A 14159-nucleotide genomic window follows, 5' to 3' on the forward strand; every position below is an offset into this window, starting at 1 on the left:
TTGGTGAGAAAGTTTAATACTGTGGTAATACCATTCTTTAAACTTTAAATTTTAAAAGCCATGTTACAACCAAAAAGAGTAAAGTTTAGAAAACAACAAAAGGGAAGAATTAAGGGGCTTGCAGGAAGAGGTCACACAATTGCTTTCGGAACTTTTGGTTTGAAATCTCTCGAAAGCGGTCGTATTACTTCTCGTCAGATTGAGGCGTGTCGTATCACTATATCCCGTACTCTTAAGAGAGAAGGTAAAATTTGGATTAGAATATTTCCTGATAAGCCTATTACGAAAAAGCCTGCTGAGGTTCGTATGGGTAAAGGAAAGGGTGCTCCTGAATACTGGGTGGCTAAAGTTAAGCCTGGTACCATCATGTTTGAAATTGATGGTGTAAGTAAGGAGTTAGCTGCTCGAGCTTTAAAGCTTGCTGCTTATAAACTTCCAGTAAGTACCAAATTTGTTGTACGTAGAGATTACGTAGAGTAGAGTAGAGTAGAGTTATGAAAAACGATGAAATTAGGTCTTTAACGACTGAAGAACTAAAAGAGCGAACCAACGCTGAGCGTGATAAATTGCAGAAGCTAAAGTTTGCACATGCTATTTCTCCTATAGAGAACCCAATGAAAATTAGGGTAGCACGTAAAATTATAGCACGGTTAAATACCGAGTTGAGAGCACGTGAACTTGCGGAAAAATCAAAATCTTAACGTATTATGCAAGTAGAAAGAAACGCACGAAAAGAGAGAATAGGGAGAGTTGTAAGTAATAAGATGGATAAATCTATTACTGTACTTGTAGAAGGAAAAGTGAAACACCCTATCTATGGTAAGTTTGTGAACAAGTCTAAAAAGTTTGTTGCTCATGATGAAAAAGATGAGTGCAACATTGGAGACACTGTTAAAATTATGGAATGCCGTCCGTTAAGTAAAAGAAAGCGTTGGCGTTTGATTGATATTATCGAACGTGCTAAATAACAGCTTTCTGTCCTAATAGGGGTGGAAGTCCAAATGGAATTATTTTAAAATTTGATTTAACGGATTTAAACCATGATACAACAAGAATCAAGACTCAGTGTAGCCGATAATAGTGGCGCAAAAGAAGTACTTTGTATTCGTGTATTAGGCGGAACTAAGAAGAGATACGCAAGTATAGGTGATAAGATAGTAGTAACTGTCAAATCTGCAATTTCTTCTAGTAACCTAAAAAAAGGTACGGTTTCCAAAGCAGTAATTGTAAGAACTAAAAAAGAAATTCGTCGTAGTGACGGATCATATATTCGCTTTGAAGACAACGCCGCTGTATTGTTAAATAACAATGACGAACCTAGAGGTACCCGTATTTTTGGACCTGTTGCCCGTGAGTTACGGGAAAAACAATTTATGAAAATTGTTTCTTTGGCTCCTGAGGTACTATAAAGGCTAAAAAAGTAAGAATAGACGATGGAACGTAAAAAGAATAAACAGCCTAAATTACACCTTAAAAAAGGCGATAAAGTAAAAGTAATCGCTGGAAACTCTCGTGGCAAAGAAGGGGATGTACTTGAGGTGATAATCGAAAAGAACAGAGTAGTTGTTGAAGGCGTGAATATGATTAAGAAACACCTTAAACCTTCTGCTAACAACCCACAAGGTTCTATCCAGGAGATAGAAGGTTCTATTCACATCAGTAACCTAATGGTAATTGACCCGGCTTCTGGAGAACCCAGACGTTCAGGCAAGAAACGTGATGAGAACGGTAAACTTCAAAGGTATTTCAAGGAACATACGTCGCATAAGAAAGCATAAGAATAATGGCTGGAACACCAAGAATCAAAGAAAAATACTTGAATGAAGTTGTCAAAGGTTTAAGAGACAAATTTCAGTACAAGTCAGTGATGCAAGTGCCTAAAGTTACTAAAGTAGTAATTAACAAAGGTATAGGTGCCGCAGTTGCCGATAAAAAATTAGTAGATGTAGGAATAGATGAACTTACATTAATTGCTGGTCAAAAAGCAGTACCTACTTACGCTAAGAAATCTGTCGCAAACTTTAAACTCCGTGAAGGAATGCCTATCGGTGCAAAAGTTACCTTGCGAGGAGACAGAATGTATGAATTTATTGACAGATTATTTACAGTAGCACTTCCACGTGTTCGTGACTTTAAAGGTGTAAATGAAAAAGGCTTTGATAGCCGAGGTAATTACACCCTAGGAGTAAAAGAACAAATTATCTTTCCTGAGATTAGCATAGAAAAAGTTAATAAAATTACAGGAATGGATATTACCTTCGTAACAACTGCTTCAACTGATGAAGAAGGTTATGAACTGTTGAAGCTACTCGGTATGCCATTTGCAAATTTGAAAAAATAAATATTACCCATGGCTAGAGAATCCATAAAAGCAAGAGAGCGTAAAAGAGAACGCATGGTTGCTAAATATGCCCAAAAAAGAGAAGATTTAAGACTTAAAATCAAAGAAGCTATCAAAGCTGGTGAAGATCCAACAGAGTATTATGTTGCTTTGGATAAGTTACCTAAAAATGCTTCTCCAATACGTTTACACAACCGCTGTAAAGTAACAGGTAGACCTAAAGGGTATATGCGCAAATTCGGTATTTGTCGTAATGTATTCCGTGAAATGGCTTCTGAAGGGAAAATTCCAGGTATCACAAAGTCTAGTTGGTAATTTTCTTTTTTGTTTTTGTACGAAAAGTGTTAATTTTGCACCCCTGCCTTTGCAGGAGCGAATAAAAATTTTGAGTTTAGATGAATACGGATCCAATTGCCGATTATTTGACGCGAGTTAGAAATGCCATAAAAGCAAGGCATAGAATCGTGGAAATACCTTCCTCTAATATAAAGAAGGAAATCACTAAGGTATTACACGAAAAAGGCTACATCCAACACTATAAATTTGATGCTGAGAGTTCTGTTCAAGGTACCATAAAAATTGCTTTGAAATATAATCCTGTATCAAAAGAATCTGCAATCCTTAAGTTGCAGCGTGTAAGTAAGCCTGGGTTGAGAAAATATGTACCATCCAATGAGTTACCAAGAGTACTGAATGGATTAGGTATAGCAATACTTTCTACTTCTAAAGGTGTAATCACCGACAAAGAAGCTAGAAATTTGAATGTAGGTGGAGAAGTTTTGTGTTACGTGTATTAACGAGTATATATAATGTCTCGAATTGGTAAAAAACCTATTGCTGTTCCTCAGGGAGTAACAATAACCGTTGATAAAAATAATCTGGTAAAAGTAAAAGGCTCAAAAGGTGAACTTTTGCAGCATATAGACCCAGATTTGAAAGTAAATGTAAATGAGGGAGAAATATTGGTTGAACGCCCCTCAGAACAAAAACGTCACAAGGCACTACATGGGCTTTATAGAAGTCTTATAAACAACATGGTTGTTGGCGTTTCAGAAGGTTACAAAATTGAGTTAGAAATTGTTGGGGTTGGTTTCAAAGCCACTTGTACTAACAATATTCTTGATTTGAACCTAGGATATTCTCACAATATATATTTTGCGTTACCACCAGAAGTAAAAGGTACTGCAGAAACAAAAAAAGGATCTAATCCTATAATCACTCTTGAGAGTATTGACAAGCAATTAATTGGTCAGGTAGCTGCTAAGATTAAAGCTCTTCGCAAAGTTGAACCTTACAAAGGTAAAGGTGTTCGTCTTAAAGGTCAGGTACTTGGTGTTGATTTGAGAAAGAAAGCTGGTAAAACTGCTGCTAAGAAATAATAGTTGAGAGATGGCTACAAAAAAAGAACAGAGACGATTAAGAATTAAAAGAAGTATCAGAAAAAGAATTACTGGTACTCAAAGTCGCCCAAGATTGAGTGTATTTCGCTCAAATAAATGCATCTATGCTCAGATTATTGACGATGTAGACGGTAAAACCCTGGCAAGTGCTTCATCTCTGGAATTAGAGGGAAGTAAAAATAACATAGAAAGTGCAGGCGCTGTTGGAAAATTATTGGCTGAAAAGGCTTCTAACAATGGAATTACTTCTGTAATATTTGACCGTAATGGTTACTTATACCATGGCAGAGTAAAAGCCTTGGCTGAAGGTGCACGCGAAGGAGGTCTTAAATTTTAAGTATTTGAACCATGCAGCAAAGAAAAAAAGCAATCAAAGCAAGCGAAACGGATCTTAAAGAGAAGGTAGTAGCAATTAATCGTGTAGCGAAAGTTGTTAAAGGTGGTAGACGCTTCAGCTTTTCTGCGATCGTAGTAGTAGGTGATGGCAATGGTACAGTGGGGTATGGATTAGGGAAAGCCAACGAAGTAACTGATGCGATTACAAAAGGAGTAGAGGATGCCAAGAAAAACTTGGTAAAAGTTCCTATTCTTAAAAATACAATTCCTCACTCAATGGAAGGAAAATACAGTGGAGGCTTTGTATTATTGAAACCCGCTTCTCCTGGTACAGGGGTTATAGCTGGTGGTGCTATGCGTGCTGTACTTGAAAGTGCAGGAATTAAGGATGTATTAGCAAAATCTAAAGGGTCTTCTAACCCTCACAACGTAGTGAAAGCTACTTTTGATGCATTGAAAAAAATGAAAGCTCCTCACGAAGTAGCTTATCAAAGAGGTATTTCGTTGGAGAAAGTTTTTAAAGGATAAAACAATGGCAAAGGTTAAAATAACGCAGGTAAGAAGCACTATTAATCGTCCTAAAAAACAGAAAGCTACTATCAAAGCCTTGGGGTTGGGAAGAATTAATAAGAGTGTTGAGAAAGAAAATACCCCGCAAATTGCAGGTATGATCCGTAAGGTTCAGCATTTAATAGCTGTTGAAGAACTAGGATAATAATCAATATCTTAGACTTGTATATTTTAGTGCTGGTAGCTGGTTTAACTTAATTTGATTATTACAATGAAATTGCATACATTAAAACCTGCAAAAGGTTCAGTAAAAAACAGAAAAAGAGTAGGTAGAGGACAAGGATCTGGAAGAGGTGGAACATCTACTCGTGGTCATAAAGGTGCTCAATCGAGATCTGGGTATAGTAGAAAAAGTGGTTTTGAAGGTGGACAAATGCCCTTGCAGCGTCGTTTACCTAAATTCGGCTTTAATAATATACACAGAGTATCTTATAAACCCATAAACTTAGACACCATCCAGGAATTGGTAGAGAAAACCAATGCTACAGAAATAACTGTGGAATTGTTGAGAGAGAACGGTTTGGCTTCTAAGAACGATTTAATTAAAGTATTAGGGAGAGGAGAGCTGAAAGCTAAGGTGGAAATACAAGCAAATAAGTTTTCTAAATCTGCTATTGAAGCCATAGAAAAAGCTGGTGGCAAAGCAACAAAACTGTAAGTTATGAAAAAGTTCATCACTACAATTAAGAACATTTATGCAATCAAAGAACTGAGAAGTAGACTCATCAATACGTTTTGGCTATTGGTGGTATTTCGTTTGGGTTCTTTTATTGTCGTGCCTGGGGTTGATTCTGCAATTTTAGCAGCTAATGGACCTAAAGGAGGCGTATTTGGTATGCTTGATGTCTTTTTGGGAGGTGCTTTTAGCAAAGCCTCTATTTTTGCTTTAGGTATCATGCCATACATTTCAGCCTCTATTGTTATTCAATTAATGGAGGTGGCTGTTCCTTATTTTCAAAAGTTGAAAAAAGAAGGTGAGTCAGGTTTTAAGAAAAAAACTCAAATTACACGTTACTTAACGATTGTAATTACAGCGGCTCAGGCAATAGGCTATATTCAAGCCACAATACCAAGTAATGCCATAATGGTTAGTCAGCTTTCTTTTACTATATCAACAGTAATTATTCTTACTGCTGGTACTGTATTTACAATGTGGTTAGGAGAGAAAATTGATGACCGAGGTATTGGACAAGGTATTTCTTTATTAATTATGATTGGTATTATTTCTCGTTTACCACAATCTCTTGTAGAAGAAGTGGTAGCAAGATCTACTGGTAGTCAAGTATTGATATTAATCCTTGAAATGGTAGTTTTGTTCTTTGTAGTAATGAGCGTTGTAATGCTTACAGAAGCCACAAGGCGAATCCCTATTCAATATGCAAAACAAGTTGTTGGCAATCGTGTTTATGGTGGACAACGTCAGTATCTACCTTTAAAAGTAAATGCAGCTGGTGTAATGCCTATCATTTTTGCTCAGGCATTGATGTTTGTCCCTGCTCTCATTACTCCTTATGTTGGAGGAGCCAGTTCTGCGTTCTCAGACATCACAACCTGGCAATATAACCTTGTTTTTGGGTTGTTGATTATCATCTTTACATATTTTTATACTGCAATATCTGTAAACCCAAAGCAGATTGCAGATGACTTAAAGCGTAATGGTGGATTTATTGCTGGTGTTAAACCTGGCAGTGACACTTCTGAATACATTGACAAAATCATGTCTAAAATTACTTTACCTGGTTCAATTTGGTTAGCTATTGTCGCTATTTTGCCAGCAATTGCGGTGAAATTTGGGATTCAGAATAGTTTTGCCCAATTTTACGGTGGGACTTCTCTTTTGATTATGGTAGGAGTAGTATTAAATACTCTACAACAAATCAATGGATACTTGTTAATGAGAAGATATGATGGATACATGAAGTCAGGAGATGTAAAAGGACGTTCTCAAAACATTGCAGTTGTTCAATAATGATAGTATATAAGACACAAGAAGAAATCGAGCTGATTCGACAAAGTGCTCAAATCTTGGGTAAAGCACACGCCGAAGTAGCAAAAATGATTCAACCTGGAGTCTCAACTATTGCTTTGGACAAGAGAGCTGAAGAATTTATTAGAGATAATAAAGGAGAGCCTTCATTTAAAGGATATAATAGTTTTCCAGCATCCTTGTGCATTTCTGTTAATGATGCCGTAGTTCATGGTATTCCAGATAAGTATGAGTTGAAGGAAGGAGATATTATATCTATTGATTGTGGAGTTTTTCTTAATGGCTTTCATAGTGACAGTGCTTATACTTACCCAATAGGAGACGTAAGCGCTGACATTAGAAAACTTCTAAAAGTAACAAAAGAGTCTTTGGATATTGGTATCCAGCACGCCTTGGCTGGCTCCAGAGTTGGAGATATTAGCTACTCTATTCAAAAACACGTAGAAAAAAACGGGTTTTCGGTTATCAGAGAGTTAGTAGGACATGGCGTAGGTCGTTCTTTGCATGAATCTCCAGAAGTTCCAAATTTTGGGAAAAGAGGGAGAGGAGCTAAATTAAAAGAAGGGCTGGTTATTGCTATTGAGCCAATGGTTAATCTAGGAAAACGAAATGTGGTTCAAAGTAATGATGGCTGGACAATAAAAACATCTGATCATAGTCCATCAGCACACTATGAACATACAATAGCCATTAATAATGGTAAGTGTGATGTTTTGACAACATTTGAATATATAGAAGAAGTTTTCAAAATATAGATAATGGCAAAACAACCATCCATAGAACAAGACGGTGTAATAACAGAAGCCCTTTCTAACGCAATGTTTCGCGTAGAGTTGCAAAATGGCCACGAAGTTATTGCCCATATCTCTGGTAAAATGAGAATGAATTACATTAAGATTTTGCCAGGTGATAAAGTAAAACTGGAGATGTCTCCTTATGATTTAAGTAAGGGACGTATTGTATATCGATACAAATAAAGAGATATGAAAGTTAAAGCATCAGTAAAAAAACGTAGCGCTGATTGCAAAATTATCAGACGCAAAGGTAAAGTTTACGTGATTAATAAAAAGAATCCGAGGTTTAAACAACGACAAGGATAATGGCTAGATTAGCAGGAGTAGACATCCCTGACAAAAAAAGGGGAGAAGTAAGTTTGACTTATATTTACGGCATTGGTCTTAGCACAGCTCGTACTATTTTAGAGAGAGCTGGAATTGACCGCAATAAGAAAGTAATTGACTGGACAGATGAAGAGTCTAATGAGATTCGAAGTATCATCAGCTCTGAGTACAAAGTTGAAGGTGCTCTTAAGTCTGAAGTACAGTTGAGCATCAAGCGATTGATGGATATTGGATGTTACCGTGGCATTCGTCACCGTAAAGGGCTTCCATTGCGAGGACAAAAGACTAAGAATAACTCTCGTACTCGCAAAGGTAAACGTAAAACTGTTGCCAATAAGAAAAAAGCGACTAAATAATCAATAAGCTGAAGCTGTTAATTTAATAGTCGTTTATAGAGAAAAGAGTTATGAGTCAAAAAAGAAAAGACAAAGCTAAAAAGCGAGTTGTAAATGTAGAGGCGGTAGGACAAGTTCATATCAGAGCCTCTTTTAATAATATCATTATTTCAATTACCAACTCTACAGGACAAGTTATTTCTTGGGCATCTGCTGGTAAAATGGGATTTAGAGGTTCTAAAAAGAACACTCCTTATGCTGCGCAAGTAGCTGCCAAAAACTGTGCAGAAGTTGCACATGGTTTGGGTATGAGAAAGGCAGAGGTTTTTGTAAAAGGACCTGGTTCAGGACGTGAATCTGCTATTAGAACTATACAAAACATAGGTATTGAAATAACTGCGATTAAAGATGTTACACCATTGCCTCATAATGGATGTAGACCTGCAAAACGCAGAAGAGTATAATGAGGGTTTGTATAATCACTGAGAAAGAGTAGAAAATGGCTAGATATAGAGGTCCAAAATCAAAAATTTCAAGAAAGTTTGGAGAGCCTATTATGGGTCCAAGCAAAGCCCTTCAAAAGAAGGCTTACCCTCCAGGACAACACGGAAAAGGTAGACGTAAGAAGCAGTCTGAATATGCAATTCAGCTTCAGGCGAAGCAAAAAGTAAAGTATATTTATGGTGTGCTTGAGCGTCAGTTTGCAAATTTATTTGATAAAGCTGCCGGTAAACAAGGAATCACAGGTGAAAACTTGTTGAAGTTCTTGGAGGCTCGTTTAGATAATACTGTGTATCGTTTAGGAATTGCTCCTACTCGTAGAGCTGCCAGACAATTAGTTATCCACAAACATATCACTGTAAATGGTGAAGTGGCTAACGTGCCTTCTTATTCATTAAAACCAGGTGATATTGTTGGAGTTCGTGAGAAATCTAAATCTTTAGAGGTTGTTACCGAAAGTTTGATGAGCAACAGCAAGCGATTTAACTGGCTTGAGTGGGATAGCACAATGATGGCTGGTAAGTTTTTGAGCTACCCTGAACGTGATCAAATTCCTGAGAAGGTTCAAGAGCAGTTGATTGTTGAACTTTACTCTAAGTAATATTTTGTGGCGATTTTTCGCCGTTCTATACCCTTGATTACATAACATTCATAAATTCAGGAGGACACAAAATGTCATTATTAACCTTTCAAATACCAGAAAAAGTTGTAATGGATAAAACTACCGATTTTCACGGTATGTTTGAGTTTAAACCATTAGAGCCTGGTTTTGGTGTAACTGTCGGAAACGCGATACGACGAGTTTTGCTATCTTCATTAGAAGGATATGCAATTACTTGTATCAGAATACCGGGGGTGCAGCATGAGTTTTCATCCATCAAAGGAGTAATGCAAGATGTTGCAGAGATTATTTTGAACCTGAAAAAAGTACGTTTCAAAAAGATTTCTGAGAACGTTGACAGCAAGATAGTGGTGGAGGTGAGTAATCAAGAGACGTTAACGGCTGGTGATATAGGAAAATTTACTTCCTCTTTCGAAATTTTAAACCCTGATTTGGTTATTTGTAACCTTGATGAATCAGTTGATTTAGAGGTAGAGCTCTATATTGAAAAAGGAAGAGGATATGTATCTTCTGAAGATCAAAAGTTGCCAGATGCAGCTATTGGTCATATTCCTATAGATTCAATCTTTACTCCAATAAAGAACGTGCGTTACGCTGTTGAAAATACAAGGGTTGAACAGAGAACTGACTACGAAAAATTGTTGTTAGATATTCAAACTGATGGGTCTATTCACCCAGAAGAAGCTTTGAAAGGAGCTGCGAATATTCTTATTCAGCATTTCATGTTATTCTCTGATCAAAATATTATACTTGAAACAGCTAAGAAGGAAGAAGTTCAAGAGGTTGATGAGCATTTCTTACATATGCGTAAGTTGCTTAAAACACCAATTAGTGACTTAGATCTTTCGGTAAGAGCGTATAATTGTTTGAAATCTGCGGATATTAGAACATTGGGTGATTTAGTGAAATTGGACATTGCCGATATGATGAAATTCCGAAACTTTGGTAAGAAATCTCTTACTGAGTTGGAACAACTAGTTGCTGAGAAGGGATTGTCGTTTGGCATGGACGTATCGAAGTATAAACTTGACGAAGAATAAAGATGAGACATAGAAAGGGATTCAATCATTTGGGAAGAACTGCCCCACACAGAAAGGCAATGCTTTCCAATATGGCGTCTTCTTTAATTTTGCATAAACGAATTAAAACTACAGTTGCCAAGGCAAAAGCATTACGTCAGTATGTAGAGCCTCTTTTAACAAAGGCTAAGAATGACAATATGCATTCTCGTCGTGTAGTGTTTTCTTATTTGCAGGATAAAGAATCTGTAAAAGAATTGTTTGACGAAGTTGCTGATAAGATTTCTAATAGAAACGGTGGTTATACCCGCATTATTAAATTGGGTAACCGTTTGGGTGACAACGCTGAGATGTGTTTGATAGAGTTAGTTGATTATAACGAAACCTATCAGCCTGAAGCAAAAGCCAAGAAACCTAAAACTCGTCGTAGCCGTCGTGGAGGTGGTAAGAAGAATACAGAAAATACTCCAGACACAGATGCTAAAGTAGAAGATAAAGCGCCTGAGAACAAATCTGAGGATGCTAAAGGTGACGATAAGGAATAATAGCATTTATCTGGTTCATATAAAATTTATAGGATTAAACTGCGGTTTAATCCTTTTTTGCTTTAGTACTTTTATTAAAATTAGTTGAAACTGATATGTGGTTTGAAAAATTAACAGGTTTCAAAGAAGAGTCACCTAATCAGGTAAGAGCAAACCTTCAAATGAAAGGCAATACTTTGACCTCTTTGGTAAATGGTAGAAGCTGGAACTTTGGTAGGTTGGAAATACCACGGTTAGAAAGTTTAAGAGAAACAGCTTTAGTCATTGTAAAGAGACTACCCTCACAAGGCATCAAGGTGGCAGAGATAGTTGGTAATGTGCAGGTTTTTCATAAACAGAAAGAAAATCAAGGGGCTTTGTTTCAGGCTGCTTCACAGTTTAACTTGCTTGAGATGGTGGGGCCTGGGGTAGTCCCAGAAAGAGGAATAGGTATTTATTCACTTGATCATACCCAAGGACCCGCTTGTGCTATTGCTTGTGGGGCAGGTACTATTTATCGAAACTATTTCGTTGAAGTAAATGGGCAAATCGGTCAAACTAGAGGACATCAGATTGATTGTTTGGAAGATGTAGGAGATGCCTTACAAAATGAAGATGATAAACTCTGGACAATGCGGAATGGCTATGCCTTGGCTAACAAGCAAGGATTAAAAAATATAACACAGCAGATAAAAGCCTTAGATGCGACTGGTTATGAAGCTTTGAAAGGAAAGCTAAAAATTGGGTTGCAGTGGGATACAGAAGTAACAATTGACGACAATGCTCAAAGAGTGGCGCAGGCGTATTGTTCTGCGTTACCTGTGGCGTACTCCTTATTAGATGAGAGTTTGTGGGAGGCTTTTGCCCGATTGGTATTAGAGGCTACCTATGAAGCAACCTTGGCAGCAGGTGTGATCAATTTAGAGCAAACAGGGTGTAACAAGGTTTTTCTTACACTAGTGGGAGGCGGTGCTTTTGGTAATGACACGGTTTGGATAACTGACGCTATAAAGCAAGCCATTAGGAAGTTTGAAAATACAGGCTTAGATATTGGGATAGTAAGTTATGGTAGATCGAGTTCGCGAGTAAAACGATTGGTTAATGAAATAAGCCAAGGAGAGTAAAAATGTAATTTTGAGCGATACATTTGACAGTTTTAGAGAGAGGAATAGCAATATATAAAGTTTTTGATTTGCTTGATGAAAGCAAGCTATAGAAAGAAAGAATCATGCAGCAATATACAGATTTGGTACAGCACGTATTGGAAAATGGCGTGTGTAAGGGTGACAGAACTGGAACAGGTACATTAAGCGTTTTTGGGTATCAAATGCGTTTTAATCTGGCAGATGGTTTTCCTTTGGTAACTACCAAAAAAATACATTTACGGTCGGTTATTCATGAGCTTTTGTGGTTTTTGAAGGGTGATACCAATATACGCTATTTGCAAGACAATGGAGTGACTATTTGGGATGAGTGGGCTGATGATGACGGGAACTTAGGGTCGGTATATGGAGCTCAATGGAGAAGCTGGCAAGCTGCAACTGGTGAAACGGTTGACCAGATTACTAATTTGATTGATCAAATTAAGCGAAATCCCAATTCGCGCCGCCTGATGGTAAGTGCGTGGAACGTGGGCGAAATAGATAAAATGGCCTTACCGCCTTGTCATACTATGTTTCAGTTTTATGTAGCTGAGGATAAGCTATCGTGTCAGTTGTATCAACGAAGCGCGGATATAGGGCTAGGAGTTCCGTTTAATATTGCATCTTATGCTTTATTATTAGAAATGGTTGCCCAGGTTACTGGCCTAAAGGCTGGCGAGTTTATCCATACTTTTGGTGATGCTCATATCTATGCTAACCACGAAAAGGCGCTACGTGAACAAATTCAGCGTAAACCTTATGCTTTACCACGACTTGAGTTAAACAGTGAGGTAAAAGACCTGTTTAAGTTTACCTATGAAGATATTAAGGTGATAGATTATCAATATCATCCAATGATAAAATTACCAGTAGCTGTATAATATATAAATAGGGTTTGGTTACCTTAATGGCAGGTTTTCGGTAAAATAGTTGTTTAGTAGATGTCCCGACCATATTTTTTATCCGGATGGGGTTACTATGCTAAAAAAATCTTATAAAGGTTTTATTTATCATTCGTGATTATTTTTTAAGTTTGTTACTGATAACATTATCTTAATTCTAAAATGGCTTAGACTATGAATTTGAAAAAACTACTTCAAACTAAATACATCCTGGTAGTACTAACTGTGTCGTTGTATGCTTGTGGTGGCTCTAAGGAGGGTAAAAATGGCAATGCAGATACTGGGAAGGATACTGCCAAAAACATTGTAAATGATATTAAAGAACAGAATAAAAAGGTACTGACTAAAATTCCCGAGCCTTCTGAAATTCCATATATGATTAAACAAACGGGAGCAGAGTTTGACCCTAAACTCGCTAACTCTCCTGCTTCAAGTGATAAATACAAGACAACTAACAGTAAAGCTGCGTTGAACTTGGGTGTTTATGCTACTGATCTGGGGTATATGGTGATTTATGACAAAGTACAAAATGCCATTGATTATATGAATGCTACTCAAGGTTTGGCTGATAAATTGGGCATTGCTGGGGCTTTTTCACCTGCTACTGTGAAGCGTTTTAAGGATAACCTTTCAAGCATTGATTCATTGACTAAGATTATCAATGAGTCGATGAAGAAATCGGATGATTACCTGAAAAGCGAAGAACGAAATGATATTGCAGCGTTGATTTTTACAGGGAGTTTTCTTGAAGGTTTGTTTGTGGCAACAGAGCTTGTGGCTAACTACCCTAAAGATGAGTTGCCAGAAGAAGCTCGTATTCAGGTTTTAGTAGGCTTGGTAAGAGAAGTTATTAAACAAAAAGTGCCTTTGGGTGAGTTGATCAAAGCTTTGAAAGCCTTGAACGATAAGCCTGCCGATGTAAATAAATTAGTAACTGATTTGGAAGAGTTATATAAGATTTACGAAGATTTGAATATGGAAGAGAAGATCAGAAAAAACAAAGGCGACTTGATTTTGTCTGATAAATCATTGATTGGTATTACTAAAAAAGTAAATGCTATAAGGGCAGACATAGTAAACTAAATGAATTAGGTAAATGTTATTTTCCGCAAGGAAAACATAAGATAAATAACAAAAAAAGCACGGGTCTTGTGATCGGTGCTTTTTTTGTGGTGGTGAGGAGCCTATGAAGATTTTTAGATTTGCGAAAAATATACGTAGGTATAAAAATTATTCAAGCTTTTTGCTATTTTTACAGAGTAAGAATAATAAATTTTGAGAATTAAATGACCTTATAGAAATAAGATACGTCAGTGTAAACTAATATTTTGCTGTTGGGCAAGGCAAAAATACTGTCTG

The 14159-nt window shown here is 37.0% G+C and carries 25 protein-coding genes; all 25 read left to right on the top strand.

Annotation, left to right across the window (positions count from 1 at the left end; all coding sequences use genetic code 11):
- The first annotated feature begins 60 nt into the window (after nucleotides 1-60).
- The 25 genes from rplP to Q0954_RS00750 all read left to right on the top strand — a co-directional run bounded on the left by rplP (nucleotide 61) and on the right by Q0954_RS00750 (nucleotide 13883).
- A complete protein-coding gene (gene rplP, locus Q0954_RS00630) occupies nucleotides 61-480 on the top strand; it encodes a 50S ribosomal protein L16 (protein ID WP_002695051.1) in 420 nt (139 codons plus the stop codon).
- 14 nt (nucleotides 481-494) lie between these two features.
- Nucleotides 495-701 (top strand): 50S ribosomal protein L29, encoded by a 207-nt coding sequence (gene rpmC / locus Q0954_RS00635; RefSeq protein ID WP_299452330.1) that lies wholly within the window; start codon nucleotides 495-497, stop codon nucleotides 699-701.
- Between the two features lie 6 nt (nucleotides 702-707).
- Complete coding sequence (rpsQ, locus tag Q0954_RS00640) at nucleotides 708-968, top strand: 30S ribosomal protein S17 (protein ID WP_299452333.1); 261 nt, start codon at nucleotides 708-710, stop codon at nucleotides 966-968.
- Between the two features lie 72 nt (nucleotides 969-1040).
- Nucleotides 1041-1409, top strand: a complete 369-nt coding sequence (rplN, locus tag Q0954_RS00645; protein ID WP_002695055.1) for a 50S ribosomal protein L14 — start codon at nucleotides 1041-1043, stop codon at nucleotides 1407-1409.
- A gap of 24 nt (nucleotides 1410-1433) precedes the next feature.
- Nucleotides 1434-1778, top strand: coding sequence for a 50S ribosomal protein L24 (gene rplX / locus Q0954_RS00650; protein ID WP_299452336.1), 345 nt, complete (start codon nucleotides 1434-1436; stop codon nucleotides 1776-1778).
- Between the two features lie 5 nt (nucleotides 1779-1783).
- On the top strand, nucleotides 1784-2341 hold the full coding sequence (gene rplE, locus Q0954_RS00655; protein WP_299452339.1) for a 50S ribosomal protein L5: 558 nt from the start codon (nucleotides 1784-1786) through the stop codon (nucleotides 2339-2341).
- 9 nt (nucleotides 2342-2350) lie between these two features.
- Nucleotides 2351-2656, top strand: a complete 306-nt coding sequence (rpsN, locus tag Q0954_RS00660) for a 30S ribosomal protein S14 (RefSeq protein ID WP_002695060.1) — start codon at nucleotides 2351-2353, stop codon at nucleotides 2654-2656.
- A gap of 80 nt (nucleotides 2657-2736) precedes the next feature.
- On the top strand, nucleotides 2737-3138 hold the full coding sequence (gene rpsH / locus Q0954_RS00665) for a 30S ribosomal protein S8 (protein ID WP_299452342.1): 402 nt from the start codon (nucleotides 2737-2739) through the stop codon (nucleotides 3136-3138).
- A 12-nt stretch (nucleotides 3139-3150) separates the two neighbouring features.
- Nucleotides 3151-3720, top strand: a complete 570-nt coding sequence (gene rplF, locus Q0954_RS00670; protein WP_299452344.1) for a 50S ribosomal protein L6 — start codon at nucleotides 3151-3153, stop codon at nucleotides 3718-3720.
- Nucleotides 3721-3730: 10 nt separating this feature from the next.
- A complete protein-coding gene (gene rplR / locus Q0954_RS00675) occupies nucleotides 3731-4078 on the top strand; it encodes a 50S ribosomal protein L18 (protein ID WP_299452347.1) in 348 nt (115 codons plus the stop codon).
- A gap of 11 nt (nucleotides 4079-4089) precedes the next feature.
- Nucleotides 4090-4605 carry a 30S ribosomal protein S5 gene (gene rpsE / locus Q0954_RS00680; RefSeq protein ID WP_002695066.1) on the top strand — a complete coding sequence of 172 codons (516 nt, stop codon included), beginning with the start codon at nucleotides 4090-4092 and terminating at the stop codon, nucleotides 4603-4605.
- Nucleotides 4606-4609: 4 nt separating this feature from the next.
- A complete protein-coding gene (rpmD, locus tag Q0954_RS00685; RefSeq protein WP_002695068.1) occupies nucleotides 4610-4792 on the top strand; it encodes a 50S ribosomal protein L30 in 183 nt (60 codons plus the stop codon).
- A 66-nt stretch (nucleotides 4793-4858) separates the two neighbouring features.
- Nucleotides 4859-5305 (top strand): 50S ribosomal protein L15, encoded by a 447-nt coding sequence (gene rplO / locus Q0954_RS00690; protein WP_299452352.1) that lies wholly within the window; start codon nucleotides 4859-4861, stop codon nucleotides 5303-5305.
- Between the two features lie 3 nt (nucleotides 5306-5308).
- Nucleotides 5309-6616, top strand: a complete 1308-nt coding sequence (secY, locus tag Q0954_RS00695; RefSeq protein ID WP_002695071.1) for a preprotein translocase subunit SecY — start codon at nucleotides 5309-5311, stop codon at nucleotides 6614-6616.
- Nucleotides 6616-7389 (top strand): type I methionyl aminopeptidase, encoded by a 774-nt coding sequence (gene map, locus Q0954_RS00700; RefSeq protein ID WP_299452359.1) that lies wholly within the window; start codon nucleotides 6616-6618, stop codon nucleotides 7387-7389. Before secY ends, map begins: the two co-directional genes overlap by 1 nt.
- 3 nt (nucleotides 7390-7392) lie before the next feature.
- Nucleotides 7393-7611, top strand: coding sequence for a translation initiation factor IF-1 (gene infA / locus Q0954_RS00705; protein ID WP_002695075.1), 219 nt, complete (start codon nucleotides 7393-7395; stop codon nucleotides 7609-7611).
- 6 nt (nucleotides 7612-7617) lie between these two features.
- Nucleotides 7618-7734, top strand: a complete 117-nt coding sequence (gene ykgO, locus Q0954_RS00710) for a type B 50S ribosomal protein L36 (protein ID WP_002695078.1) — start codon at nucleotides 7618-7620, stop codon at nucleotides 7732-7734.
- On the top strand, nucleotides 7734-8111 hold the full coding sequence (gene rpsM / locus Q0954_RS00715) for a 30S ribosomal protein S13 (protein ID WP_002695079.1): 378 nt from the start codon (nucleotides 7734-7736) through the stop codon (nucleotides 8109-8111). The genes ykgO and rpsM overlap by 1 nt, the downstream gene beginning before the upstream one ends.
- A gap of 50 nt (nucleotides 8112-8161) precedes the next feature.
- Nucleotides 8162-8554 carry a 30S ribosomal protein S11 gene (gene rpsK, locus Q0954_RS00720; RefSeq protein ID WP_002695081.1) on the top strand — a complete coding sequence of 131 codons (393 nt, stop codon included), beginning with the start codon at nucleotides 8162-8164 and terminating at the stop codon, nucleotides 8552-8554.
- A 35-nt stretch (nucleotides 8555-8589) separates the two neighbouring features.
- Nucleotides 8590-9192, top strand: coding sequence for a 30S ribosomal protein S4 (rpsD, locus tag Q0954_RS00725; RefSeq protein ID WP_002695083.1), 603 nt, complete (start codon nucleotides 8590-8592; stop codon nucleotides 9190-9192).
- 71 nt (nucleotides 9193-9263) lie between these two features.
- On the top strand, nucleotides 9264-10253 hold the full coding sequence (locus Q0954_RS00730; RefSeq protein WP_002695085.1) for a DNA-directed RNA polymerase subunit alpha: 990 nt from the start codon (nucleotides 9264-9266) through the stop codon (nucleotides 10251-10253).
- Between the two features lie 2 nt (nucleotides 10254-10255).
- Nucleotides 10256-10777, top strand: a complete 522-nt coding sequence (gene rplQ / locus Q0954_RS00735) for a 50S ribosomal protein L17 (protein WP_299452375.1) — start codon at nucleotides 10256-10258, stop codon at nucleotides 10775-10777.
- Between the two features lie 95 nt (nucleotides 10778-10872).
- On the top strand, nucleotides 10873-11880 hold the full coding sequence (locus Q0954_RS00740) for a hypothetical protein (RefSeq protein ID WP_299452377.1): 1008 nt from the start codon (nucleotides 10873-10875) through the stop codon (nucleotides 11878-11880).
- 104 nt (nucleotides 11881-11984) lie between these two features.
- The gene (locus Q0954_RS00745; RefSeq protein ID WP_299452380.1) at nucleotides 11985-12779 is read left to right on the top strand and encodes a thymidylate synthase; all 795 of its coding nucleotides are present in this window, start codon (nucleotides 11985-11987) and stop codon (nucleotides 12777-12779) included.
- Between the two features lie 195 nt (nucleotides 12780-12974).
- Nucleotides 12975-13883: a hypothetical protein gene (locus Q0954_RS00750; RefSeq protein ID WP_299452382.1), complete on the top strand. Its 909-nt coding sequence runs from the start codon at nucleotides 12975-12977 to the stop codon at nucleotides 13881-13883.
- Nucleotides 13884-14159 lie beyond the last annotated feature (276 nt).

The sequence above is a fragment of the uncultured Microscilla sp. genome (assembly GCF_947493425.1).
Classification (GTDB): Bacteria; Bacteroidota; Bacteroidia; order Cytophagales; family Microscillaceae; genus Microscilla.